We start from the raw sequence: 25,396 nt of genomic DNA on the forward strand, positions 1-25,396 counted from the left end.
TTGCAATGGGGTGAATTTTAATGTCAGTAACGATAAGTGATATTGCAAAAGAAGCAAAGGTATCATCAGCAACAGTATCAAGAGTTCTTAATAATTCAGGATACGTAAAAGAAGAAACCAAACAAAGAATATTAGATGTAATAAAAGAGAGAAATTATGCGCCAAGTGCAATTGCTAGAAGTTTATCAAAAAGTGAAACTAATACAATAGGTGTTATTGTTCCAGACATAACCAATGCTTATTTTGGAGAAATTATAAAAGGGATAAGTGATATTGCTGAAAAAAATAATTTGAATATAATTTTGTTTAATACAGATAATTATTTAGAAAAAGAAATACGTGCTCTTAATTTACTAAGGGAACAAAGAATTAAAGGGATTATAATGACTCCAGGTTTTGGTGAAGAAAAGTTTAATGAAACTTATATAAAAACAATAAACAATATAAATATTCCAATAATTTTAGTTTCAGCAGATGTTAAGTTTACCAAATTAAACGGAGTTTTTGTAGATAATATAAAAGGTGGATTTGATGCAACAAACTTATTAATTAAAGAAGGCCATACTAGAATAGGAATTATGGCAGGTCTATTAAGTTCAGAACCAATAGCAGATAGATTAGAAGGATATAAAAAAGCATTAGAAGAGAATAATATTGCGTTTAATAATAAATACATTTACTATGGAGATTTCAAATTAGATAAAGCATATGAACTGACTAAAAAATTATTTGAAGAAAAAGATCCTCCTACAGCCTTAGTCATTTGTAGTAATATGATGACTATGGGAGTAATAAAAGCATTAAAAGAGGAAAATAAAGATATACCTAAAGATTTAGCCATAATAGGTTTTGATAAAATTGATTTTCTAGATATGGTAGGACTAAACATCACATATATGGAGGATTGTCCAATTGAACTAGGACGTGCATCAATGGATATGCTTTGTGATATTATAAGAAATACTGATGAGACTGGTGTAAGAAGACTGATTATTGCACCACAAATAATAGCTAAAGGCTCTGAGAAAAGGTTATAAGGAAATATACAAAGGGGTATATGAACTTTAAATAAAGTTTATAATATTAAAATATTATAAATAAAAAATAGTAATAGGAAGATTAACTACTTTGCTAAATTTAAATCATGAAAACATAATTCATGATTTTAAATATTAGGAACATTAAAAATTATTATATTTAGGAGGAAGTATTATGAAAAAAATTATCGCATTATTAATGACAACAATGATGATGGGAACTATGGTTGGTTGTGGATCAAGTAGTACTAAAACAGAGGATAAAGGAACTAGCAGTGAAAAGGAATATAAGGTAGCAATGGTAACTGATACAGGTGGAGTAAATGACCAATCATTTAATCAATCTTCATGGGAAGGTCTACAAAGCTTCGAGAAAAATAATAAAGGGGCTAAGTCAAGTTATTTAGAATCTAAGCAAGAATCAGATTATGCTACTAATTTAGATAAAGTTGTTGATGGTGGTAATAAATTAGTTTGGGGTATTGGTTTTGCAATGTCAGATGCAATAACAAATTCAGCAAAATCAAATCCAGATGTTAGCTATGCTATAGTTGATAATTCATATGGAGATAAGACTCCAGCTAATGTAACAGGAGTTATGTTTAGAGCTCAAGAACCATCATTTATGGTAGGTTATGTAGCGGCAAAGACAACTAAAACAAATAAAGTAGGATTTATTGGTGGTATAAAAGGTAATATAATAGATCAATTCCAATATGGATATCAAGCAGGTGTACAATATGCAGCAAAAGAATTAGGTAAAGACATTACTGTTGATGTTCAATATGCTGAAAGCTTCGGTGATGCATCAAAAGGAAAAGCAATTGCAAATAAAATGTTCTCTTCAGGATGCGATATCGTATTCCATGCAGCAGGTAATGTAGGTGTAGGTGTAATCGAAGCAGCTAAAGAAGCAAATAAGTTTGCAATAGGTGTTGACCGTGATCAAGCATACTTAGCTCCTGCTAATGTTTTAACATCAGCATTAAAATTATCAAGTGTTGCAGTTGAAAATATTTCAAAAGAGGCTATGAGTGGAAATAAAATTGGTGGAAAAACATATACTTATGGTTTAAAGGAAAATGCTGTAGGAATTCCAACAGAAAACAAAAATATGGATCCAGCAGTATATAAAGCAACTATTGCTATTCAAGATAAAATTAAAGATGGTTCAATAGTGCCTCCTTTTAATGAAGAAACTTTTAAAGCTTTTGGTAAATAATAAAATTTTGAAATAGTAATAATATTCAAATAAGTATGCTTTGCTAATTAGAGATTCTATGTTGGCAAAGCATATAAATTAAGGAGAGACTTGGTATGGAAATTAGCGAACAATATGCAGTGCAAATGCGTGGAATTACAAAAATGTTTGGTTCGTTCTGTGCCTTAGATGATATCAGTATTGATATTAAAAAGGGTACAATTCATGCACTACTCGGAGAAAATGGAGCAGGTAAAAGTACACTAATGAATGTACTTTATGGATTATATCAAGCTGACGGAGGAGAGACATATCTTAATGGTGAAAAGATAAATATAAAGAACCCTAATATAGCTATTGAAAATGGAATAGGAATGGTTCACCAACACTTTATGCTAGTTGAAAATTTTACGGTAACACAAAATATTATATTAGGTGGTGAAGTTACAAGTAAATTTGGAATATTGGATATGAAAAAAGCTCGCGCAGAAATAATAAATATTGTAGAAAAATATGGATTAGAAGTAGATCCAGATGCAAAAGTTGAAGATATTTCAGTAGGGATGCAACAACGTATTGAAATATTAAAAGCATTATACCGTGGAGCTGATTTATTAATATTAGATGAACCAACAGCAGTGCTTACTCCACAAGAGATCCAAGATTTAATAAAGATTATGAATAATCTTGTTGCAGATGGGAAAACAATAATTATAATTACACACAAATTAAAGGAAATAAAGGAATCCTCTGATGTTTGTACAATAATTCGTAGAGGAAAATATATAGATACAGTTAATGTTAAAGAGGTAACAGGTTCAGAACTTGCTACTATGATGGTAGGTCATGCAGTTAAATTGGTTGTTGATAAGGAACCTGCCAAACCAGAGGAAGTTGTGTTTGAAATAGATAATTTAAGTGTAAAGGATGAAAGAAAATTAGATGCAGTTAAGAATTTATCACTTAAGGTTCGTAAAGGAGAAATTGTTGGTATTGCAGGAATTGATGGAAATGGACAAAAGGAATTAATTGAAGCAATTACATGTCTAACAAGATGTGAGAGCGGTACCATTAAAATAAATGGAACAGAAATACAAAATACTACTACTGAAAATGTAATTAAACATAAAATCTCAACAATACATGAAGATAGACAAAAAAGAGGACTTGTATTAGATTTTAGTGTTGCTGAAAATGTTGTAATAGAAAAATATAAAAGCAAACCGTATTGTAAAAATGGTTTTTTAAATAATGAAGAAATTATCTCTCATACTAAGGATATGATAAAACAGTATGACATAAGACCTGATAACTGTGAATTAGCGCCTGTCAGAGGATTATCCGGAGGAAATCAACAAAAAGTTATAATTGCAAGAGAAGTAGCTAGTGATCCAGATTTATTAATTGCAGTTCAACCAACCCGTGGATTAGATGTAGGAGCAATTGAGTATGTTCATAAAACATTAATTAGAGAAAGGGATAAAGGAAAAGCAGTTCTTTTAGTTTCTTTTGAACTTGACGAAGTTATGAATGTTTCGGATACTATAGCTGTAATTTATGCTGGTACTATTGTAGATACATTTAAGCAAGGAGATGTTGATGAAAATACGATAGGTTTATTAATGGCAGGAGGTAAAGGTAATGAAAACAGTAGTAAAGATTCTTAAAAAGCCAGTTACTGCAACATTTATTGCAATATTTTTGGGATTTGTTGTTTCTGCAATAGTACTTAGTTTAGCAGGATATAATTCAATAGATGCTTTTAGTGCACTTTTTAATGGGATTTTTTCAAAACCTAAATATATGTCAAATACAATTATCAAAGCAACACCTATAATTTTAACTGGTCTTAGTGTTGCATTTGCATTTAAAACAGGGTTATTTAATATTGGAGCAGAAGGTCAATATATAATAGGAACAATTGCTGCAACAATGGTTGGAATTAAATTAGATTTACCTGCAATAATACAAATTCCTATAGTAATTATGGCTGGTGTAATAGCTGGAGCTATATTTGGGGGTATTGTAGGATTACTTAAGGCTAAATTTGGAATACATGAAGTCATAACAAGCATAATGTTAAATTGGATTGCATTATATTTATCTAATTTTATTGTATCAACAAATGTATTTCATCAACCAGATTCAACAAGTACTTACCCTATTAATGGATCAGGTTTTACTACTATACTAGGCAATTGGAAAACTTCTGATGCTGGAATTCAATTTCTTTCACAGCACAAATGGCTTTCAGAAGTCTTACTAAAAACAGATGTAAATGTTGGAATTATCGTTGCTATTATAATGGCTGTGTTAGTATCAATTCTACTGTATAAATCAGCTAAGGGATATGAATTACGTGCAGTTGGATTAAACAAAGATGCAGCAGAATTTGCAGGGATAAATGTTAATCGTAATATAATACAATCAATGATAATTGCAGGTGCATTATCAGGACTTGCAGGTGCACTCGCTATTACAGGAACATCACCGCATAAATTATCTACTATGGCAGCGTTTGAAAATAATGGATTCAATGGATTATCAGTTGCATTAATTGCAGGCAGTTCTCCAATTGGATGTATATTTGGAGGTCTATTATATGGTGGATTATTATATGGAGGACAATCTATACAATCTGCAATAGGTGCACCATCGGAAATAATTAATATTATGATAGGTACTATTGTATTCTTTGTTGCATTGACTAAAGTTGTACCTGCTTTAGCGGATAAACTTTTAAAGAGAGGTGAAAAAAATGTTAAATAGCATATTATTATTATTAAGTATTACGCTCATGTATTCAGCACCATTAATTTTTGGAGCATTAGGTGGCGTTGTATCTGAACGTGCTGGAGTTGTAAATATTGGAATTGAAGGAATGATGACTATAGGTGCTTTTACTGGTGCAGCAGTAGCATATTATACTGGTAATGCATGGTTTGGTTTCTTGGCAGCAGGAATTTCAGGTGGAATAATTGCTTTATTACATGCAGTTGCTTCTGTAACATTTAATGCAGATCAAACAATTTCAGGTATTGCTATAAACCTCTTAGGATCTGGTTTTTCTTTATTCTTATGCAGATTATTATTTGAAGGTGCTACAATGACTAAACCGGTTACTACTAAATTACCTAAAATATTTAGTGTAGATATTACAGTTGTTTTAGCAGTTATAATAACAGTAGTTATATGGTTTATTTTATATAAAACTAAATGGGGACTTCGTATTCGTGCAGTAGGAGAACATCCAGCAGCAGCAGATACCCTTGGAATTAGTGTAACTAGAATTCGTTACATATGTGTAATAATCTCTGGAATACTAGCAGGATTTGGAGGAGCATCTATGACACTAGCCATAATTGCACAATTCACTCCAACAGCAATTAGTGGGCAAGGATTTATTGCTTTAGCTGCAGTTATTTTTGGAAAATGGACTCCACATGGTGCATATGGAGCTTGTATATTATTTGGATTTGCACAAGCATTGACTGTTGTATTAGGTGGCGGAAACTTTGTTATTCCTTCACAAATACTTGCAATGTTACCTTATATTCTAACAATTGTAGTTTTAATTCTTTTTGTTGGAAAATCAGTTGCACCAAAGGCTGACGGAGTACCTTACGAAAAAGGAACACGTTAGTCAGTTAAGAATTAAGAGTTTAGGATGAAAGCTCAAAGAGAAAGTTCGTGATACCAAATATAAAATTTGGATTCTCACTTTTCTTTTGGACTTTCTTGGAATATGTATATTTGGGTAATTCTTTTGAGGATTTCATTCTAACTTTTTTTATATTGTAATGTAATTAATTAAACAAAAAAATTAAGGAGCGTGTAAAATGGATATAGCTAAATATATAGACCACACAATATTAAAACCAGAAGCAACAGTTGAGGATGTAAAAAAACTTTGCAGAGAAGCAAAGGAATATAATTTTGCATCTGTTTGTGTAAATGGATGCTATGCAAAATTAGTTAGCACTGAACTTGCCGGAAGTGATGTAAAAACTTGCGTAGTAGTTGGATTTCCATTAGGTGCTATGACTAAAGAAGCAAAGGCATTTGAGACAAGTGATGCCATTAAAAATGGTGCTGATGAAATAGATATGGTTATAAATGTAGGCGCGTTAAAAGATAAGAATTATGACCTTCTTAAGCAAGATATAGAAGCAGTAGTGAATGCAGCTAAAGATAAAGCGATAGTTAAGGTTATTATTGAAACATGTCTGTTAACAGATGAAGAAAAAGTTAAAGCATGTGAAATAGCTAAAGAAGCCAAAGCTGATTTTGTTAAAACATCAACAGGTTTTTCAACAGGTGGAGCTACAAAAGAAGATATAGCACTTATGAGAAAAACTGTAGGAGAAGGTTTAGGAGTAAAAGCATCAGGTGGTGTTAGAGATTACAATACTGCTATGGATATGATAAATGCAGGAGCGAGCAGAATAGGTGCAAGTGCGGGTATTGCTATTGTTAGTGAAAGTAAATAATTTTTAAAATTGACAATGTACAATTAACAATTAAGGAAGAAAAGCCAAGGGCTTTTCGAATATTATATTTAAGAAATTACGAAGTGATTTCATCAATAATTGTTAACTGTTAATTGTTAACTGAATTGAAGGGGTGATTTTATGAAAATGATTGATATAATAGGTAAAAAAAGAGCAGGAATGGAACTTACTACAGAAGAAATAAGTTTCTTTATTCAAAATTATACAGATGGTAGTATTCCAGACTATCAAGTATCAGCATTACTAATGGCAATTTGTTTTCAAAAAATGAATATGAGAGAAACATCAGATCTTACTATGGCAATGGTGAGTTCTGGTGATGTTCTTGATTTATCAAATATAGAAGGAATAAAAGTTGATAAGCATAGTACAGGTGGAGTTGGAGATACAACAACTCTTGTACTTACACCAATGGTTGCAGCACTTGGTATTCCTGTTGCAAAAATGTCAGGTAGAGGACTTGGACACACTGGTGGAACAATAGATAAATTGGAATCTTTTACGGGATTTTCAGTTGAAATAAGTGAGGAACAATTTATAAATAATGTAAATAATAATAAGATAGCTATAATGGCACAAACTGCAGATCTAGCCCCTGCGGATAAGAAATTATATGCTTTAAGAGATGTTACGGCTACAGTTGAAAATATATCACTTATTTCATCAAGTATAATGAGTAAAAAAATAGCCGCAGGAGCAGATGCTATTGTACTAGACGTAAAAGTTGGTGATGGAGCATTTATGAAATCTTTTGAAGATGCTAAAGAACTTGCAGAGGCTATGGTTAGCATTGGAAAAAGTGTTGATAGAAATACAGTAGCAGTAATATCTGATATGGATCAACCTTTAGGATTTGCAGTTGGAAATGCATTAGAAGTTAAAGAAGCAATTGATACATTAAATGGTGTTGGACCAAAAGATTTATTAGAATTATGTTTAACTCTTGGAAGTAACATGGTAGTTCTTGCAAGGAAAGCTGAAACTGTAGAAGAAGCTAGAGAAATGTTAATTAAGGTTATAGAAGATAAATCAGCATTAAAAAAACTAAAAGAATTTATTGTATCTCAAGGAGGTAATTCAAACCAAGTTGATAATACTGAACTTTTACCAAAAGCAAAGTATGTTGTAGAAGTTAAAAGTGAAATAGATGGATATGTTTCAAAAATAGATTCACAGCATATAGGTCTTATAGCTATGGAACTTGGAGCAGGTAGAGCTACAAAGGAAGATGATATAGATTTAGCAGTTGGAATAGTATTGAACAAAAAAAGAGGCGAAAAAGTATTAAAAGGTGATACATTAGCTTTTATACATTCAAATAATGAAAACAAAATAGAAAAGGCAACCAAAGACATAATTGATAGTTATCATATAACAAGCGAAAATAAGGAAGCGGTTCCATTAATTTATGGAGTTATAAGATAGTTATCAATTTTCAATTACAGGGAGGTTTTTTAAATGATAGATAGAGTTATATGGATAGTTTTAGATAGTGTTGGTATGGGAGAAATGCCAGATGCAGAGAAATTTGGAGATGTTGGTGCAAATACAATAGGAAATATCTCTAAAGCAGTAGGTGGATTAAGTATACCTAACATGGTAAGACTTGGACTTGGGAATATTGAAAACATCAAGGGCGTTGATAAATGTGAAGCACCAATAGGATGTTATGCTAGATTTGAAGAAGCATCTAATGGTAAGGATACAACAACTGGTCATTGGGAAATGGGTGGAGTTGTTTCAAAAGTAGCATTCCCAACCTATCCAAATGGTTTTCCAAGTGAAGTTATAGAAAAATTTGAAAAATTAACTGGAAGAAGAGTAATAGGAAATAAACCAGCATCAGGTACAGCTATTTTAGATGAGATTGCGGAAGAACAAATGAAAGATGGCAGTGTTATTGTTTATACTTCAGCAGATAGTGTATTTCAAATAGCAGCTCATGAAGAAGTAGTTCCATTAGATGAACTATATAGAATGTGCAAAATAGCAAGAGAAATGCTAGATGGAGAGAATGCTGTTGCAAGAGTAATAGCAAGGCCCTTTGTTGGAACCCCAGGAAAGTTCACTAGGACTCCTAATAGAAGAGATTTCTCATTAATACCACCATATGATACTGTTTTAAATAAAATAAAGAATAAAGGACTAGATGTAATTGGAGTTGGAAAGATAGAAGATATTTTCTGTGGCCAAGGAATCACAGAAGCAGTTCATACTAAAGATAATATGGATGGTGTAGACAAGACTTTAGAGTACATCAAACAAGATAATAAAGGATTAATATTCACTAACCTTGTTGACTTTGACATGAAGTGGGGACATCGTAATGACTTTAAAGCTTATGCAAAGGGATTAGAAGAATTTGACGTAAGACTTAAAGAAATTGTAGATGCAATGAAAGATAATGATGTTTTATTTATAACAGCAGATCATGGGTGTGATCCTACAATGCCAGGAACAGATCATAGCAGAGAACATGTTCCATTTTTAGCATATGGAAAAAGTTTAAAAGAAAATGTTGATTTAGGAACTAGAAATTCATTTGCAGATATGGGGCAAACTTTAGCTGATATATTAAATGTAGAAAAGATACAAAATGGAGAAAGCTTCTTAAAAGAGATACACATATAAAAAAAGCGCGAAGCACAATCAAGAACTTAAAAAAATTAATTTAAAGGCGCATGTTTACTATAACTTGTTATATGCATTATAGAATGAGGGTTAAAGCATGGTACATTAAAAGTTGATTATTTAATAAGCTGATATAGTATAAGGAGGAGGAGAAGTTTATGGATTATAAAAAACTTATAAAAGTAGCTTTAGACTATAGGAATAGAGCATATTCACCTTATTCAGATTTTAAAGTAGGTGCAGCAGTGCTTTTTGAAAGTGGAAAAATATATGGTGGATGTAATATAGAAAATGCATCCTTTGGCGCTACAAATTGTGCTGAGAGAACTGGAATATTTAAAGGTATATCAGAAGGCGAAACAGAAATAAAAGCTGTAGCTGTAGTTGGAAGTCTCGAAGAATACACATATCCTTGTGGGATTTGTCGTCAAGTAATTGCAGAATTTGGTGACCAAAATGTGAAAATTATAATAGCTAAAAGTGAAGATGATTATATAGTAAAAGATATGAATGATATTTTACCGGGAGCTTTTACAAAATCTGATCTTGGAAAATAGATATTTAGAATTAAAAATACGGAGGTAACAAAATGAGTATTCATATTAATGCACCAGAAGGTGCTATAGCAGAAAGCGTATTATTACCAGGAGATCCTTTAAGAGCTAAGTTTATTGCAGAAACGTTTTTAGAAGATGCGGTTTGCTACAATGAAGTTAGAGGGATGTATGGATTTACAGGAACTTATAAAGGAAAGAAAATTTCAGTTCAAGGAACAGGAATGGGTATACCATCAATATCAATATATACTAATGAATTAATTCAAAGCTATGGAGTTAAAAATCTTATAAGAGTCGGAACTTGTGGTGGATATAGTGAAAAAGTTAAAGTTAGAGATCTTATAATAGCAATGTCAGCTTCAACAGATTCAAATCTTAACTTAGTAAGATTTCAAGGTAGAACATTTGCACCAACAGCAAGCTTCGAATTATTAAAACCTGCATATGACATAGCAGTTCAAAAAGGTTTTGATCCTAAAGTAGGAAGCATATATAGTTCAGATGTATTTTATGGTGATGACAATGAAGATTGGAAAAAATGGGCTAAATTCGGATGTTTAGGAGTAGAAATGGAGGCGGCTGCGTTATATACAATTGCAGCTAAATATGGAGCTAATGCATTAGCATTGCTTACAGTAAGTGATCATTTTGTAACTGGAGAAGTTACAAGTGCAGAAGAAAGACAAACAACATTTACAAATATGATGGAAGTTGCATTAGAGACTATAGCTGGATTAAATGTGTAATTAATCTATAGTAACAACTAGAATCTATCTGAAATAAAAAATGAATAAATTTAATAAAAGAGAGTTAAGAATTAAATTTCTTGTCTCTTTTTTATAGTTTGAGATAATGGAACACGTAATATTGAAAATATTCTAATTAAAATGTATAATTAGAATAATGATAAACACAAAGAAATAAATTAAGTTTATGGAGGTGCTAATATATGGATAGCTCAATAAAAGAGGAGTGGATTGATAAAGAAGTTCTGATGTCTCCAAGACCAGAACATAATCATATGGAAATCCAATATTCAATTGGTTTTAAATTCAAAGAATATTTCGATAAATCATGTAAGGTTGCTATAGAGGAATCTTTATTCTTAACTAAAGATAATCCAATTGAAATTAAAAAAGATCTTTTAAAGCTAAAAGAACTAATTTCAGCAAAAAAAGCAGAATTAGTACCTGACATAGCAGTTTATTGCGATAAAGAGCAGGTGTTTAGGAGAGGTTTCTTAGGTATACCACAGTTGGTAGTAGAAATACTAAGTCCTAACAATGCAGATGATGATACAGAAAAGAAAAAAGAGATTTATAGAAAATATGGAGTTTCAGAATACTGGATTGTTTCTCCAATGTCTAAAAGAGTTTTTGTTTATTCTTTAGAAAATGAAACTTTTAAACTGGCGGGCGAGTATAATTTTGTCAAAGAAGATATTAAGTCAAACAGATTTGAAAGTTTAGTAATAAATATTAATGATGTAGAATTGGTTGATGATGAAGAATTTTAAATAAGATTAAGTAAGGTTCAAGCTTTTTAGCTTGGGCTTTTTCTTTTGTCTATATTAATAATATTGAGTTCATTCTATTTTAAATAAATCTTTTTCATCGGTTTTATAAGCTGAATTATATCTAAAACAAAGAATTTCTATAAGACTTAGGTGTCTTCTCAGTAATCTTAAGAAAATTTCTATTAAAAGAACGTATACTTGAGTAACCGCAAGTATAAGCGATATCAGTGATTGTAGTTTGCGTATTTTTCAATAAATATAAAGCATAGTTAATCCTATTTTCATTAATAAAATCAACAAAGGATACACCTAAAATGTTGTTTAAATATTTAGAAAGATAAGTATAACTGTAACCAAATTTAGTGGAAATGCTTCTAAGTGAAATATCTTTTGTAAAATTTTCTTGACTATAATTAAGAATTTTATGTAGTAATTCATAATCAGCTTTTATACTATCAATAAGTCTTGTATTTTTCATAATTTCAGAACATAAAAGATATAAACAGGCTTTCATTTCAAGGATATTTAAATTATCTTTGAAAATTTTGTCCAGAACTAGAACTTCAACAATGGTAGGTAAATTAAATACAGGATTTGCCAAAATTTTACCATCAATCATGTTATGAAATGTATTTACGTATTCAGGTGGAAATACACAGATATTAGCATCTGAATGATCCTTAGTTATAATAGAATGAACTTCGTAAGGAAGTATTAGTATACAATTATTTTTTTGAACATCGAAGGTTCTGTTATTAATAGACATCTCAATATTACCATCTGAAACATATATAAACTCGAAGCTACGATGCAAGTGTTTGGGATAATTAAGACTATTAGGATGATAGTGAGAAAAAATATTATTTTCACCAAAATGATAAGCCTCATATTTTAACATAAAATACCTCCAAAAGGATAAATTTTGTCTATAATTATATAAGTAATTTCTTGTTAAGTCAACCCGAAATTGGCTATTATTAAAGAAACAATAAAGTATAGAAATTAAATATAATAAAAGTGAGGTATGTTATGAAGAACAATGAAAAGATTACTCATGAATATGCATTAGAAAAGGCAAAAGAACTAGTTTCAAAGATGACGCTGCAAGAAAAAGCAGAACAATTAACTTATAAAGCACCAGCTATTAAACATTTGAATATACCAAGATACAATTGGTGGAATGAAGGACTTCATGGTGTAGCAAGAGCAGGTACAGCTACTGTATTTCCACAAGCTATTGGACTAGCAGCTATGTTTGATGATGAATTTTTAGGTGAAATTGCAGAAATTATTGCAACTGAAGGTCGTGCAAAATATAATGAAAATTCTAAGAAAGATGACAGAGATATTTATAAAGGATTAACATATTGGTCTCCTAATGTTAATATTTTTCGTGATCCAAGATGGGGTCGAGGACATGAAACTTATGGAGAAGATCCATATTTAACTTCTAAACTCGGAGTTGCTTTTGTTAAAGGATTACAAGGAGAGGGGAAATATTTAAAAATAGCAGCTTGTGCCAAGCATTTTGCAGTACACAGTGGTCCAGAAGGCTTAAGACATGAATTTGATGCTGTTGTAAGCAAAAAAGATTTATATGAGACTTATTTACCAGCTTTCGAGGCTTGCGTAAAAGAAGCAGATGTAGAAGCTGTAATGGGAGCTTATAATCGTACAAATGGAGAGCCTTGTTGTGGAAGTGAAGCTTTATTAAAAGATATTTTAAGAGGAAAATGGAAATTCCAAGGGCATGTAGTATCTGATTGTTGGGCAATTGCAGATTTTCATTTATACCACAATGTTACAAGTACAGCAACTGAATCAGCAGCACTTGCAATAAAAAACGGATGTGATCTAAATTGTGGAAATGTATACCTTCAAATGCTATTAGCTTATAAAGAAGGGTTAGTAACAGAAGAAAATATAACTACAGCAACAGAAAGATTAATGGCAACAAGAATTAGACTAGGCATGTTTGATGAAGAATGTGAATATAACCAAATACCGTATGAATTAAATGATTGCAAGGAACATCATGAAGCATCATTAAAAGCATCAAGAAAGTCTATGGTTCTACTCAAAAATAATGGGCTACTTCCACTAGATAAATCGAAGTTAAAATCTATTGCAATAATTGGACCAAATGCAGATAGTCAAATAATGCTAAAAGGAAATTATTTTGGTTCAGCTTCTAAATCTATTACAATATTAGAGGGAATTCATGAAGCAGTGGATGGAGAAGATATAAGAGTATATTATTCAGAAGGATGTCACTTATATAAGGACAGAGTATCAGATTTAGCAGAAGCAGATGATAGATTAGCAGAAGCTGTTTCAGTTGCAGAGAGAGGCGATGTCGTTGTTTTATGCTTAGGCCTAGATTCTACTATTGAAGGAGAACAAGGTGATGCGGGAAATAGTGATGGAGCTGGAGATAAATTAAACTTAAATTTACCAGGTAAACAACAAGAACTGCTTGAAAAAGTACTTGCAACAGGTAAACCTGTTATAGTTATCCTTGGTGCTGGAAGTGCATTAACATTAAGTGGACAAGAAGAAAATTGTGCTGCAATATTAAATGCTTGGTATCCAGGTAGTCATGGAGGTAGAGCTGTGGCTGACTTAATGTTTGGTAAATTCTCACCAAGTGGAAAGTTACCAGTAACTTTCTATAAAACAACTGAAGAATTACCAGAATTCATTGATTATTCCATGAAGGGAAGAACTTATCGATATATGAAAGGAGAAAGCTTATATCCATTTGGATATGGTTTAACTTACTCTAATATAGAAATATCAGATTTATCTGTATCAGATATTAGTAAAGATTTTGAAAATGTAGAAGTGAGTATCAAGATTTCTAATATTGGAAATTTTGATATAGAAGAAGTATTACAATGCTATATAAAAGATCTTGAATCAAAATATGCAGTAGATAATTACAATTTATCAGCATTTAAGAGAGTTGCTTTAAAGAAGGGTGAAAGTAAAATTATAAAAATGACAATAGATAAGAAATCATTTCAAGTTGTAACTAATGAAGGTGAAAGAATACTTGACAGCAAGAAGTTTAAATTGTTCGTTGGTATTTCACAACCAGACAGCAGAAGTGTACAACTTACTGGTATAACTCCATTAGAAGCAGATGTTGAATTAGTATAAATATTTAACGTACAAACAAATATTAAAACAATAAAGGAGAGAATTATATGAAAAATATTACAAAACCAAATGAACCTTTAGTAACTCATATTTACACTGCAGATGCATCTGCTCACGTATTTGAGGGCAAAGTTTATATTTACCCTTCTCACGATCTTGATGAAATTCAGGTTTCAAACGATAACGGTGACCAATATAACATGGAGGATTATCACATTCTATCTCTTGATGATATGAATTCGCATTGTGTCGATCACGGAGAAGCACTTCACTTAAAAGATATTCCATGGGCAAGTAAGCAATTATGGGCTCCAGATGCTGCTTATAAAAATGGCATGTACTACCTATTTTTTCCAGCAAGAGATAAAGATGATATATTTAGGCTTGGAGTAGCTACTAGTTCTAATCCTGCTGGTCCATTCAAAGCTCAAGAAAATTATATCAATGGCAGCTATAGTATTGATCCTGCTGTTTTAGTTGATGATAACAATAGATCTTATGTTTATTTTGGCGGCCTTTGGGGAGGACAATTAGAAAAATGGCAAACTGGTACTTTTAATTCAGATGGTGAAGGACCTGCTGCGACAGCACCTGCTATAGGACCAAGAGTAGCTGAATTAAATGATGATATGTTTACTTTTAAAGAAGCTCCTGAAGAAATATTAATTGTTGATGAAGAGGGCAATCCCATACTAGCTGGTGATGAAGAAAGAAGATATTTTGAAGGTCCATGGGTTCATAAGTACAATGGATATTATTATCTTTCATATTCTACTGGTACTACTCATTGTATTGTGTATGCTATGAGTAAAAATCCAAAAGGTCCGTATACTTTTAAAGGTAAAATACTTAATCCTGTAATAGGTTGGACTACTCATCATTCAATAGTTCAATTCCAAGACAAATGGTACTTATTCTATCATGATAGCTCTTTATCTGGTGGGGCTGACAACAAACGTTGTGTAAAATACACTGAATTAAAATATAATGATAATGGTACTATTCAAACTGTAGAATTACCTAAATAATTCAAAACATAATTTAAAAAATGTATTTTGAAAGGCAGATATAAAAGGTTATCTGCCTTTTAATTTATCTATAATTAACGTGAGTTCGAAAACAAAACATTAAGAAAGAAAAAGGTGAAAAAGGTGATTTATTAGGATAAAACCGTGCTAGAAAATCAACTTTAATAAAAATACTTGGAGGAGTTTACATACGGGAGATTTATAAATTTGTAATTTAAAATCCTATAATTATTTATATAAAAACTATAATTATAGATGTTTTAATTTTGATAATTAAGTTTATAATATGGGTGAAGAAAATAATATGTTAATTCATATATTTTAGCGTAATATAAAATATTCATAAACAAATGGGGTAATTGGAGGGAATTTTATGAAAAAATTAAAAAGTACAATAATACTTATGAATGTATTAATTGTAGGGGTTGCTACATTATTACTTAGTATCATATCTATTACTGAACTAAGAAAAAGTAATCTACAATCAATTAATCAATATGAAACTACTCTTAGACAAGGGTATGATGACAATATTAAAAATCAAGTTAATAATGTAATAGGATTATTAAATGGAATATATAATATGCAAGTTGAGGGGAAATTAACTGAAGAAGAAGCTAAAAAGCAAGCTAGAGCTATTATTAAAAATTTGAAATATGATGAAAACGGATACTTTTGGATAGATAACGTGGACTCTAAATTAGCAGAAGGTTCGCAAGCATCAAAGGCAGATACAAAAACTATCAGTGAAACAATGGGAGATGCAACCAATTTTAAAGCAAATATAATAAGCATTGTCATTAAAGATGGTAGTGGATTTACGAATTTTGAATTTCCAAAACCAAATGGGGAAGTGGCACCTAAAAGGGCATATTCAGTATTATTTAAACCTTTTGATTGGATAGTAAATACTGGCAATTATGTGGATAATATAGATTCAGAAGTTGCTACAAAAACTGCCGAATTAAATGGGAACTTAGTTAAAACTATTATTACATTAATATCTTCACTTGTTGTATTGATAACCTTATCAATAATTATAGCAGTTAAGGTTTCTTTAAATGTTACAAAACCATTAACTAAAATAAAAGAATTAGCTGAAAGATTAGCAAAATATAATTTTTCGGAAAATATTAATATAACTAGTAAAAATGAATTTGGCCAAACGGCTAAGTCGTTAAATGAAGCACAAAACAATGTTAAAAATCTGATTAAAAATATAAGCGGACAAACCATGGAATTAACTGCTTCTACAGAAGAATTATCAGCTGTAACTCAAGAAGTAACCAATAGAGTTGTAAGTATAAATAGCTCAACTAAAGAAATTGTTAATAATATGAATGAATCAATGGAATCTGCTAAACAAGTAAATGAGTCAATGAAAGAAATTAATGCAAGTATTAGCGAATTATCTAGAAAATCAACTGATGGAAGTGGTATATCCACAAGCTTTAAAGATAAATCACTAAAATTAAAAACTGAAACCAATACAGCATTAAAAAGCACACAAAATATATATAAAGAAAGAGAAAAAGAGATTTTAAGTGCTATTAAAGAAGGTACCATAGTAAAAGAAATTTTCACTATGGTAGATGCAATATCTTCAATAGCAGAAGAAACAAATTTATTAGCATTAAATGCAGCTATAGAAGCTGCTAGAGCAGGGGAGCAAGGAAGAGGCTTTGCCGTAGTTTCAGAAGAAGTTAAAAAGCTTGCAATGCAATCAGCTACTTCAGCTACATCAATCCAAAGTACTGTTTCTAAAGTTCAAAATGCATTTAGAAAACTTTCTGATAACAGTAATGAAGTATTAAATTTTGTAAATACAGATGTAATAAAGCAGTTTAGTGAATTTATATCGTCTGGTGAATATTATTACGATAATGCCGAAGAAATCAGTAAAATATCAGAAAATATTGCTGCAATGTCAGAACAATTAACAGCATCAGTTCAAGAAATTAATGCAATGGTTGATACTATGGCATCTAATTCAGAAAAATCAACACAGAATTCAACAGAAATATTAGATGGTATAACAGAAACAACAGCAAGTATGCAAGAAATTGCAGCCACCGCTGAAAATCAAGCTATGCTTACACAAAAGCTTAATGAATTAATTGCTGGATTTAAAATATAAAAAATTGAAATAAGGTAGTATTAAAATTTATTAATTTAAGATATGTACAAATATGAAATGAAAAGAGGAAATATTTATGGAAATGACTTTAAGATGGTTTGGTAAGGATGTAGATACAGTAACATTAGAACAAATTAGACAAATTCCTGGGGTAACAGGTGTTGTTACTACTTTGTATGATACATTGCCAGGTGATGTGTGGCCACTAGATAGAATTAAAGATATGAAGGCAGAAGTTGAAGCAGTTGGTCTTAGAGTAGCAGGAATAGAAAGCGTTAATATTCATGATTCAATTAAGATAGGGACACCGGATAGAGATAAATATATTGATAATTATATTACAACTTTAGAGAGGCTAGGACAAGAGGGAATTGATGTTGTCTGTTATAATTTTATGCCAGTATTTGATTGGACAAGATCTGACCTTGCTAAAGTAAGACCAGATGGATCAACAGTTTTATCATACGATCAAGATATGATTGACAAAATAAATCCTGAAAATTTATTATCAGCTATGGATTCAAAATCTAATGGATTTGTATTACCAGGGTGGGAACCAGAACGTATGGCTAAAATTAAAGAATTATTTGAATTATATAAAGATGTGGATAATGAAAAATTATTTGATAATTTAAGATATTTTTTAGAAGCAATCATGCCAACTTGTGAAAAATATAATATTAAAATGGCAATACACCCAGATGATCCAGCTTGGCCAGTATTTGGACTACCAAGAATTATGACAAACAAAGAAAATTTATTAAAATTAGTAACTATGGTAGATAGTCCTTGTAATGGAGTAACATTATGTACAGGATCATTAGGATCAAATATGAATAATGATATTCCGGATATTATTAGATCTTTAAAAGGCAAAATCCATTTTGCACACGTTCGCAATATTAAGCATTTGGGATCAGGAAGATTTGATGAAGCTGCACATTTATCTTCAGATGGTTCATTAGATATGTATGAGATTATGAAAGCCTTATATGAGATTGGATTTGATGGAATTACAAGACCAGACCATGGAAGAGCAATTTGGGGAGAAGTTTCAATGCCAGGATATGGGCTTTATGATAGGGCTCTTGGAGTAACTTATTTAAATGGAATTTGGGAAAGTTTGCAAAAATCAATTTTAAGATAGGTAGGTTAAAAAAATGTTGGAATTAAATATTAAAGGAATTGTACAAGAAAAACAATGGGAAAAAGAAAATTTTATATTACCAAAGTTTGATAGAGAAGCAGTGACTAATGCAACAAAAGATAATCCTACATGGATTCATTTTGGAGCAGGTAATATTTTTAGATCATTTCCAGCTGCTTTGCAGCAAACACTTTTAAATGAAGGAAAAGCAGATAAAGGAATTATTGTAGCAGAGGGTTATGATTATGAGATTATTGAAAAAATAAATAATATTCATGATGATTTGAGTTTAATGGTGATACTAAAAGCTAATGGAACAATTGAGAAAACTGTAATTGGGAGCATTGTAGAATCGCTTACAGTTGATAGTGATAATACAAAAGATTTTGAAAGATTAAAAGAGATTTTTAGAAGTCCTTCATTGCAAATAGTAAGTTTCACTATTACAGAAAAAGGATATAGTCTTGTTGATAAAGATGAAAAGTTTGTTCCGCGAGTTATAGAAGATTTTAATAATGGGCCTAATAAACCTAAAAGTTATATGGGAAAGCTAGCTACTTTATGTTATGAAAGATATATAAATGGTAAAAAACCAATTGCATTAGTGAGCATGGATAATTGCTCTCATAATGGAACAAAATTATACAATGCAGTCAGCACATTTGCAAAACAATGGGTGGATAATGGAAAAGTAGAAAGTGGATTTATGGATTATGTTAACAACCCTAGTAGTGTTTCATTTCCTTGGAGTATGATTGATAAAATTACACCAAGACCAGATGATAGCGTTAAAGATATGCTTATAAAAAGCGGGTTTTCAGATGTAGAACCCATAATAACTAATAAGAATACTTATGTTGCTTCATTTACAAATGCAGAAGAAACAGAATATTTAGTAATTGAAGATGCATTTCCAAATGGTAGACCATGCCTTGAAGATGCAGGTGTTAAATTTACAGATAAGCATACAGTTGATTGTGTAGAAAAGATGAAAGTATGTACATGTTTAAATCCATTACATACAGCATTAGCTGTATTTGGATGTTTATTATCTTATACTGAAATTTATAAAGAAATGAGAGATTCAGAGTTAAAAGCTTTAGTAGAAAAGATAGGATATGTTGAAGGTCTTCCTGTAGTAGTAAATCCAGGCATTATAAATCCAAAGGACTTTATAGATGAAGTATTAACTAAGAGAATACCAAATCCTTTTATGCCAGATACACCTCAAAGAATTGCGACAGATACTTCACAAAAAATGTCTATTCGTTTTGGAGAAACAATTAAGGAATATATGAATAGTCCAGAATTAGAGGTAAGTGACTTAAAATTCATTCCTTTAGTTATAGCAGGCTGGTGTAGATATCTATTAGGTGTTGATGATAATGGTGAGAAATTTGTAATAAGTCCAGATCCAATGTTATCTATGCTTAAGGAACATCTTCAAGGGGTTGAATTAGGACAAAAAGGACCATTTCATGAGCAATTAAACCCAATTCTTTCAAATGAAAAAATTTTTGGAGTTAATTTATATGAAGTTGACTTAGGTAAGTTAATAGAAACATATTTTGAAGAGATGGTAGATGCTAAGGGTGCAGTTAGAGCAACTTTGAAGAATTATTTGCATAATAGCTAAATTGTATTCCTATAGTATTAAAGAATTTAAGTAGTGGTTAATTGAGGTATATAAAAAAATAAGGCAATTATGCCTTATAAAATGTTAAACACTCACTTTTTTATAATAATAAGGTATATGAAAGAAAATAACAAGTCCAAAATTGTCAAGAATATTTTTCATCAGATAAGGAGACAAATGGACTAGTTATTTTTTGAATGTGCTTAAAGTGAAAAGATATATAATATTTATTTTTAAAGTAGGAGAATGGTAATGAGTAATTTGATAGAACAATGGGGATTTTACGAGTCGAGTTTCAAAGGTCCAGATGAAGGTAATCTATTTCTAGAAGTTGAATTAACTGCAGTTTTCAAGCATGAAGATAGTTTAGTGGAGGTTAATGGTTTCTATGATGGAGAAGGAATATATAAGGTTAGATTTATGCCTGAACTACTAGGAAAGTGGACTTTTGTTACTAAAAGTAACAGAGAAGATTTAAATAAACTTACAGGAAGTTTTGAATGTGTAGAACCTTCTAGTAATAACCACGGACCAGTGAGAGTTAAAAATCAGTTTCACTTTGAGTATGCTGACAGAACACCCCATTATTCTTTTGGGACAACCTGTTATGCATGGATACATCAATCCATAGAACTTCAGGAGAAAACTCTAGAAACGTTAAAGACTTCTCCATTTAATAAAGTGCGTATGTGTGTATTTCCAAAGCATTATGATTACAATCATAATGAACCACCTTTATATCCATATGAAGGATCTTTAGAAAGCGGCTTCGATTTTACAAAGTTTATACCAGAATTTTTTAGACATCTTGAAAGGAGAATACTTGATTTACAGGAGATTGGAATAGAGTGTGATTTAATTCTTTTCCATCCTTATGATAGATGGGGCTTTAGTAATATGGGGGCAGAAAATGATAAAAAGTATTTGAAATATATAGTTTCACGTTTAGCACACTTTAGAAATATTTGGTGGTCAATGGCTAATGAGTATGATCTATTTTTTGGTTCTGATGGTGAACTAAAAAAGAATGTGGAAGATTGGGAAAGATTAGCGCGAATAGTTCAAAGAAATGATCCGTATCAACATTTAAGATCTATTCATAACTGTATGAAAATGTATGATTATGGAAGACCTTGGATTACACATTGCAGCATTCAGCGTACTGATACTGTTAAAACCGCAGAGAATACAAATGAGTGGAGAAATCAGTATGGAAAACCTATAGTCATAGATGAATGTACTTATGAAGGAAATATTAATCACGGATGGGGTAATATAACAGGACAGGAAATGACAAGAAGGTTTTGGGAAGGAGTTATAAGGGGAGGTTATGTAGGCCATGGGGAAACCTATGTTCATCCGCAAGATATATTATGGTGGTCTCATGGTGGTGAATTACATGGAACAAGTCCTTTAAGAATTGGATTCTTAAGAAAAATAATAGAAAGTGCTCCAGGAGCAATTAGTCCTATAAAAACACCTTATTGGGATGTCACTTGTGGAGTTGTGGGTGAAGATTATTATATATTTTATTTTAGCTTCAATCAGCCAGCCTTTAGAACTTTTAATATGCCTCAAGGAAATAGATATAAAGTTGACATTTTAGATACTTGGGATATGACTATAAAAGAATTAGAAGGAACCTACAGTGGAGAATTCAGTATTGATATGCCAGGAAAGCAATATATTGCAGTTAGGATGATTAAGGTTAATTGAGGGAAAGAACATTTTTAGAGTTAAGCGGCAATGATAAGAGGCTTTAATACATTGTATAGAAGATATTAAAAGGAGATAAATTCAAATGGTGAATAAAAAAAGCAATATGTATCAGAATTGGTTGAGCCATAGAGAAATTAAGAAAAGCTGTTATAAGGAATATATTAATAATATTTTAGTTTTAAATCACAGTGAAATTATAGATTCAGCAGTAAATGAACTTAAAAATGCTTTTGATAAAATAGAAGATGTTAAAGAAATTCAAAATATTTGTGAAGATGAAAAAGAAATTATTGGAGATAAGTTCATTAAATTATATATAGAACAAAATGATAAATTAATAAATGAAGGTTATGAAATAACATATTCAAAGACAGATGATAAAAAAGAATGTATTAGTATTTGTGCAAATGATGATAATGGGATACTTTATGGAGTATTTGCTTTATTACGTTTATTTGAGCAAAATTATGATTTTAAAAGCAAGGAAATAATAGATAATCCTAAGAAAAATATTAGAATAATAAATCATTGGGATAATATTGATGGAACTGTAGAACGTGGTTTTGCAGGAAGTTCTGTTTTATTTGAAAGCTGCCGTAATAAAGATATTATGAGTGAAGTTATGAATGCAATAGGTGGTATAGCAGCAACTAATGAAGGATTAAGAAAAGCTTTTAATGATGAGTATACGGTTGCATCTGATTTAGAAAGAATTAATGATTATGCAAGAATGCTTTCTTCGATAGGTATTAATGGAATAATTATTAATAATACCAATGTGCACAAAGAAGAAACTTACCTTATTGATGATAAAATAAGCATTGTTAAAATAATCAGTGAAATAATGGGAAGATGGGGAGTAAAAACTTACCTTAGCATAAATTTTGCTTCACCAATTACACTTGGAGATTTGCAAACGGCAGATCCATTAGATAGTGATGTAATTAAATGGTGGAAGAAAAAAGCTGAGTATGTATATAGTGTAATTCCAAACTTAGGTGGATTTATGGTAAAAGCAGATTCAGAAGGAAGACCAGGACCATTTACATATGGACGTAATCATGCAGATGGAGCAAATATGCTTGCAAGTGCAATTTCACCATATGGTGGAATATTAATATGGAGATGCTTCGTATATAACTGCAGACAAGATTGGAGAGATCATACCATAGATAGAGCTAAAGCAGCATTTGATTGTTTCGAACCTTTAGATGGACAGTTTTTAGATAATGTATTTTTACAAATAAAAAATGGACCTATGGACTTTCAAGTAAGAGAGCCAATTGCTCCTTTATTAGGAACTATGGACAAAACAAATAAATTAATGGAATTACAAATTACACAAGAATATACAGGTCAACAAAAGCATGTATGTTTCTTAGTACCATGGTGGAAGGATATTTTAAGTACTCCAACATATGCTAATAATATTGATAACAATGTGGAACAAAGAATAAATGGAATTGCAGCCATAGTAAATGTAGGAAATGATGAAAACTGGACAGGTCATTTTTTAGCGCAAGCTAACCTTTATGGATATGGACGTCTTGCATGGGATAGTAATATTAGTAGTGAACAAATTGTAGCGGAATGGATTAAACTTACTTTGGGAAATAATCCATTAGTAATGAAAAATGTAAGTGAAATATTAATGAATTCTTGGGAGACTTATGAAAAATATACATCGCCACTGGGCATAGGCTGGATGGTATCACCAGGACATCATTATGGACCAGATGTAGATGGTTATGAATTTTCGCCTTGGGGGACATATCATAGATCAGACAACAAAGGAATTGGAATTGATCGTACTTTAGAAAGCGGAACAGGTTATGCAGGAGAATATAATGAGCCATTAAAAAGTTTATATAATAATTTAGAAACATGTCCAGATGAATTATTGTTATTTTTCCATCATGTTTCATATAATCATATATTAAAATCAGGAAAAACTGTAATTCAACATATTTATGACACTCATTTTGAGGGATTTGAAGCAGTAAAAGAATTTATTTCAAAATGGGAAGAATTAGAGGGGGAAGTAGATAAAGGTATATATGAACAAACTCTTGAACGCTTAAAAATACAGTTCGATAGCGCTAGAGATTGGAGGGATCAGATTAATACTTATTTTTATAGAATGTCAGGAATTGAAGACAAGAAGGGGCGAAGAATATACTGATTAGGGAGGAGACTATTCAGAAGAGGAATTGGCAGCATGATTGCGAAATTTACCTGGAGTATATCCTGTCACTTGTTTGAACTGTCGGCAGAAGTGTTCAACATTATTATATCCACACAGAATTGCTACTTCAGCAATTGTACTATTGCGATGCAACAGGTATTCTTTGGCAAGGCGGATTCGGCTGTCGATTACATCATCCATGCAGGATATACCAAAGGTGCTTTTATAGATTGTTTGTAGATAGCCTTGGCTTATATGGATAAAAATTGCCATGTTAGGAACAGTCCAATTATTACTAGGATTATTGTGAATTGCTGTACGAAGAGTTAAAAGGTTATAATACTGGGGCGTAATACCAGTATGGAAACATGATTCTAAAAGTTTATTAAACAGGGTTCGTAACAAATAGTCTATTGATGATTCTTTATAATCTTTATTAAATGAGTTCTCAGTGCCAAGCAACTGAAATATCTTGTGGCAATATTCAGGGTCATCCAAAGAAAAGGGAATGCCAAGTGGAAGCGTTGTTTCAGTAACATAGGATTCAGTAGAATCAAAACGTATCCAGTCATTTATATATTTGTCAGCACAGGCGCGATAGTATATTTTCTGATGTGGATGGTATAATATTGCACTGTGAGCCGGATATTCCTTGACTTCACCGTTGACCCAAAAAAGAGCAGGAGTTTGAGTTATAATTAGAAGCCAGCAGTCATGGCCTAGAGGAATATCAAAAATAAAATCATTTGTGTGTGTAGCATCACATCCTACATAAAAAATATTTGTCATAGTTATCCTCCTAATCTTTGGATATATCAATTATACATTATTATATATCATTGTTTAAAACAGGTCAATAATTTATAATTTTCTTGAGAATACAGTAAAAATGCTATGAATTTTTATAAATATTCAACATACATACTTTT

The 25,396-nt window shown here is 31.1% G+C and carries 20 protein-coding genes; 18 read left to right on the forward strand and 2 right to left on the reverse strand.

The genetic code is table 11. The features are described from left to right. Positions 1-20 precede the first annotated feature (20 nt). The 11 genes from psyc5s11_RS07075 to psyc5s11_RS07125 all read left to right on the forward strand — a co-directional run bounded on the left by psyc5s11_RS07075 (position 21) and on the right by psyc5s11_RS07125 (position 11,453). Positions 21-1,037 (forward strand): LacI family DNA-binding transcriptional regulator, encoded by a 1,017-nt coding sequence (locus psyc5s11_RS07075; protein ID WP_224036911.1) that lies wholly within the window; start codon positions 21-23, stop codon positions 1,035-1,037. Positions 1,038-1,212: 175 nt separating this feature from the next. Next, the gene (locus psyc5s11_RS07080; protein ID WP_224036912.1) at positions 1,213-2,259 is read left to right on the forward strand and encodes a BMP family lipoprotein; all 1,047 of its coding nucleotides are present in this window, start codon (positions 1,213-1,215) and stop codon (positions 2,257-2,259) included. A gap of 95 nt (positions 2,260-2,354) precedes the next feature. Then, positions 2,355-3,905, forward strand: a complete 1,551-nt coding sequence (locus psyc5s11_RS07085; RefSeq protein ID WP_311196416.1) for an ABC transporter ATP-binding protein — start codon at positions 2,355-2,357, stop codon at positions 3,903-3,905. Beyond that, positions 3,880-5,007 carry an ABC transporter permease gene (locus psyc5s11_RS07090; protein WP_224035713.1) on the forward strand — a complete coding sequence of 376 codons (1,128 nt, stop codon included), beginning with the start codon at positions 3,880-3,882 and terminating at the stop codon, positions 5,005-5,007. The genes psyc5s11_RS07085 and psyc5s11_RS07090 overlap by 26 nt, the downstream gene beginning before the upstream one ends. Beyond that, the gene (locus psyc5s11_RS07095) at positions 4,997-5,881 is read left to right on the forward strand and encodes an ABC transporter permease (RefSeq protein WP_224036913.1); all 885 of its coding nucleotides are present in this window, start codon (positions 4,997-4,999) and stop codon (positions 5,879-5,881) included. The genes psyc5s11_RS07090 and psyc5s11_RS07095 overlap by 11 nt, the downstream gene beginning before the upstream one ends. A gap of 196 nt (positions 5,882-6,077) precedes the next feature. Beyond that, on the forward strand, positions 6,078-6,728 hold the full coding sequence (gene deoC / locus psyc5s11_RS07100) for a deoxyribose-phosphate aldolase (protein WP_224036914.1): 651 nt from the start codon (positions 6,078-6,080) through the stop codon (positions 6,726-6,728). 141 nt (positions 6,729-6,869) lie between these two features. Further along, on the forward strand, positions 6,870-8,174 hold the full coding sequence (locus psyc5s11_RS07105; RefSeq protein ID WP_224036915.1) for a pyrimidine-nucleoside phosphorylase: 1,305 nt from the start codon (positions 6,870-6,872) through the stop codon (positions 8,172-8,174). A 33-nt stretch (positions 8,175-8,207) separates the two neighbouring features. Then, positions 8,208-9,380 carry a phosphopentomutase gene (locus tag psyc5s11_RS07110; protein ID WP_224036916.1) on the forward strand — a complete coding sequence of 391 codons (1,173 nt, stop codon included), beginning with the start codon at positions 8,208-8,210 and terminating at the stop codon, positions 9,378-9,380. Between the two features lie 158 nt (positions 9,381-9,538). After that, positions 9,539-9,937, forward strand: a complete 399-nt coding sequence (locus tag psyc5s11_RS07115; RefSeq protein WP_224036917.1) for a cytidine deaminase — start codon at positions 9,539-9,541, stop codon at positions 9,935-9,937. 32 nt (positions 9,938-9,969) lie between these two features. Beyond that, on the forward strand, positions 9,970-10,683 hold the full coding sequence (gene deoD / locus psyc5s11_RS07120) for a purine-nucleoside phosphorylase (protein WP_224036918.1): 714 nt from the start codon (positions 9,970-9,972) through the stop codon (positions 10,681-10,683). Between the two features lie 203 nt (positions 10,684-10,886). Then, complete coding sequence (locus tag psyc5s11_RS07125; RefSeq protein WP_224036919.1) at positions 10,887-11,453, forward strand: Uma2 family endonuclease; 567 nt, start codon at positions 10,887-10,889, stop codon at positions 11,451-11,453. A gap of 121 nt (positions 11,454-11,574) precedes the next feature. Here the strand turns inward: psyc5s11_RS07125 and psyc5s11_RS07130 are convergent, their stop codons facing one another. Beyond that, positions 11,575-12,351: an AraC family transcriptional regulator gene (locus tag psyc5s11_RS07130; RefSeq protein ID WP_224036920.1), complete on the reverse strand. Its 777-nt coding sequence runs from the start codon at positions 12,349-12,351 to the stop codon at positions 11,575-11,577. A 131-nt stretch (positions 12,352-12,482) separates the two neighbouring features. On the opposite strand from psyc5s11_RS07130, the gene psyc5s11_RS07135 reads away from it, so the two are divergent. From psyc5s11_RS07135 to psyc5s11_RS07165, 7 genes are all read left to right on the forward strand, one after another. Then, on the forward strand, positions 12,483-14,615 hold the full coding sequence (locus psyc5s11_RS07135) for a glycoside hydrolase family 3 C-terminal domain-containing protein (RefSeq protein ID WP_224036921.1): 2,133 nt from the start codon (positions 12,483-12,485) through the stop codon (positions 14,613-14,615). Positions 14,616-14,662: 47 nt separating this feature from the next. After that, positions 14,663-15,643: a glycoside hydrolase family 43 protein gene (locus psyc5s11_RS07140; protein WP_224036922.1), complete on the forward strand. Its 981-nt coding sequence runs from the start codon at positions 14,663-14,665 to the stop codon at positions 15,641-15,643. Positions 15,644-16,016: 373 nt separating this feature from the next. Beyond that, positions 16,017-17,780, forward strand: a complete 1,764-nt coding sequence (locus psyc5s11_RS07145; RefSeq protein WP_224036923.1) for a methyl-accepting chemotaxis protein — start codon at positions 16,017-16,019, stop codon at positions 17,778-17,780. A gap of 76 nt (positions 17,781-17,856) precedes the next feature. Continuing rightward, positions 17,857-18,927 (forward strand): mannonate dehydratase, encoded by a 1,071-nt coding sequence (gene uxuA, locus psyc5s11_RS07150; protein WP_224036924.1) that lies wholly within the window; start codon positions 17,857-17,859, stop codon positions 18,925-18,927. Between the two features lie 13 nt (positions 18,928-18,940). Beyond that, positions 18,941-20,563, forward strand: a complete 1,623-nt coding sequence (locus tag psyc5s11_RS07155) for a mannitol dehydrogenase family protein (RefSeq protein ID WP_224036925.1) — start codon at positions 18,941-18,943, stop codon at positions 20,561-20,563. A 252-nt stretch (positions 20,564-20,815) separates the two neighbouring features. Further along, complete coding sequence (locus psyc5s11_RS07160; RefSeq protein WP_311196417.1) at positions 20,816-22,279, forward strand: DUF5605 domain-containing protein; 1,464 nt, start codon at positions 20,816-20,818, stop codon at positions 22,277-22,279. Between the two features lie 85 nt (positions 22,280-22,364). After that, positions 22,365-24,464 carry an alpha-glucuronidase family glycosyl hydrolase gene (locus psyc5s11_RS07165; RefSeq protein ID WP_224036927.1) on the forward strand — a complete coding sequence of 700 codons (2,100 nt, stop codon included), beginning with the start codon at positions 22,365-22,367 and terminating at the stop codon, positions 24,462-24,464. A 12-nt stretch (positions 24,465-24,476) separates the two neighbouring features. Here psyc5s11_RS07165 and psyc5s11_RS07170 read toward each other — a convergent pair whose 3' ends face one another. Next, positions 24,477-25,256: a helix-turn-helix transcriptional regulator gene (locus psyc5s11_RS07170; RefSeq protein ID WP_224036928.1), complete on the reverse strand. Its 780-nt coding sequence runs from the start codon at positions 25,254-25,256 to the stop codon at positions 24,477-24,479. Between the last annotated feature and the right edge of the window lie 140 nt (positions 25,257-25,396).

The sequence above is a fragment of the Clostridium gelidum genome, from assembly GCF_019977655.1.
Classification (GTDB): domain Bacteria; phylum Bacillota; class Clostridia; order Clostridiales; family Clostridiaceae; genus Clostridium; species Clostridium gelidum.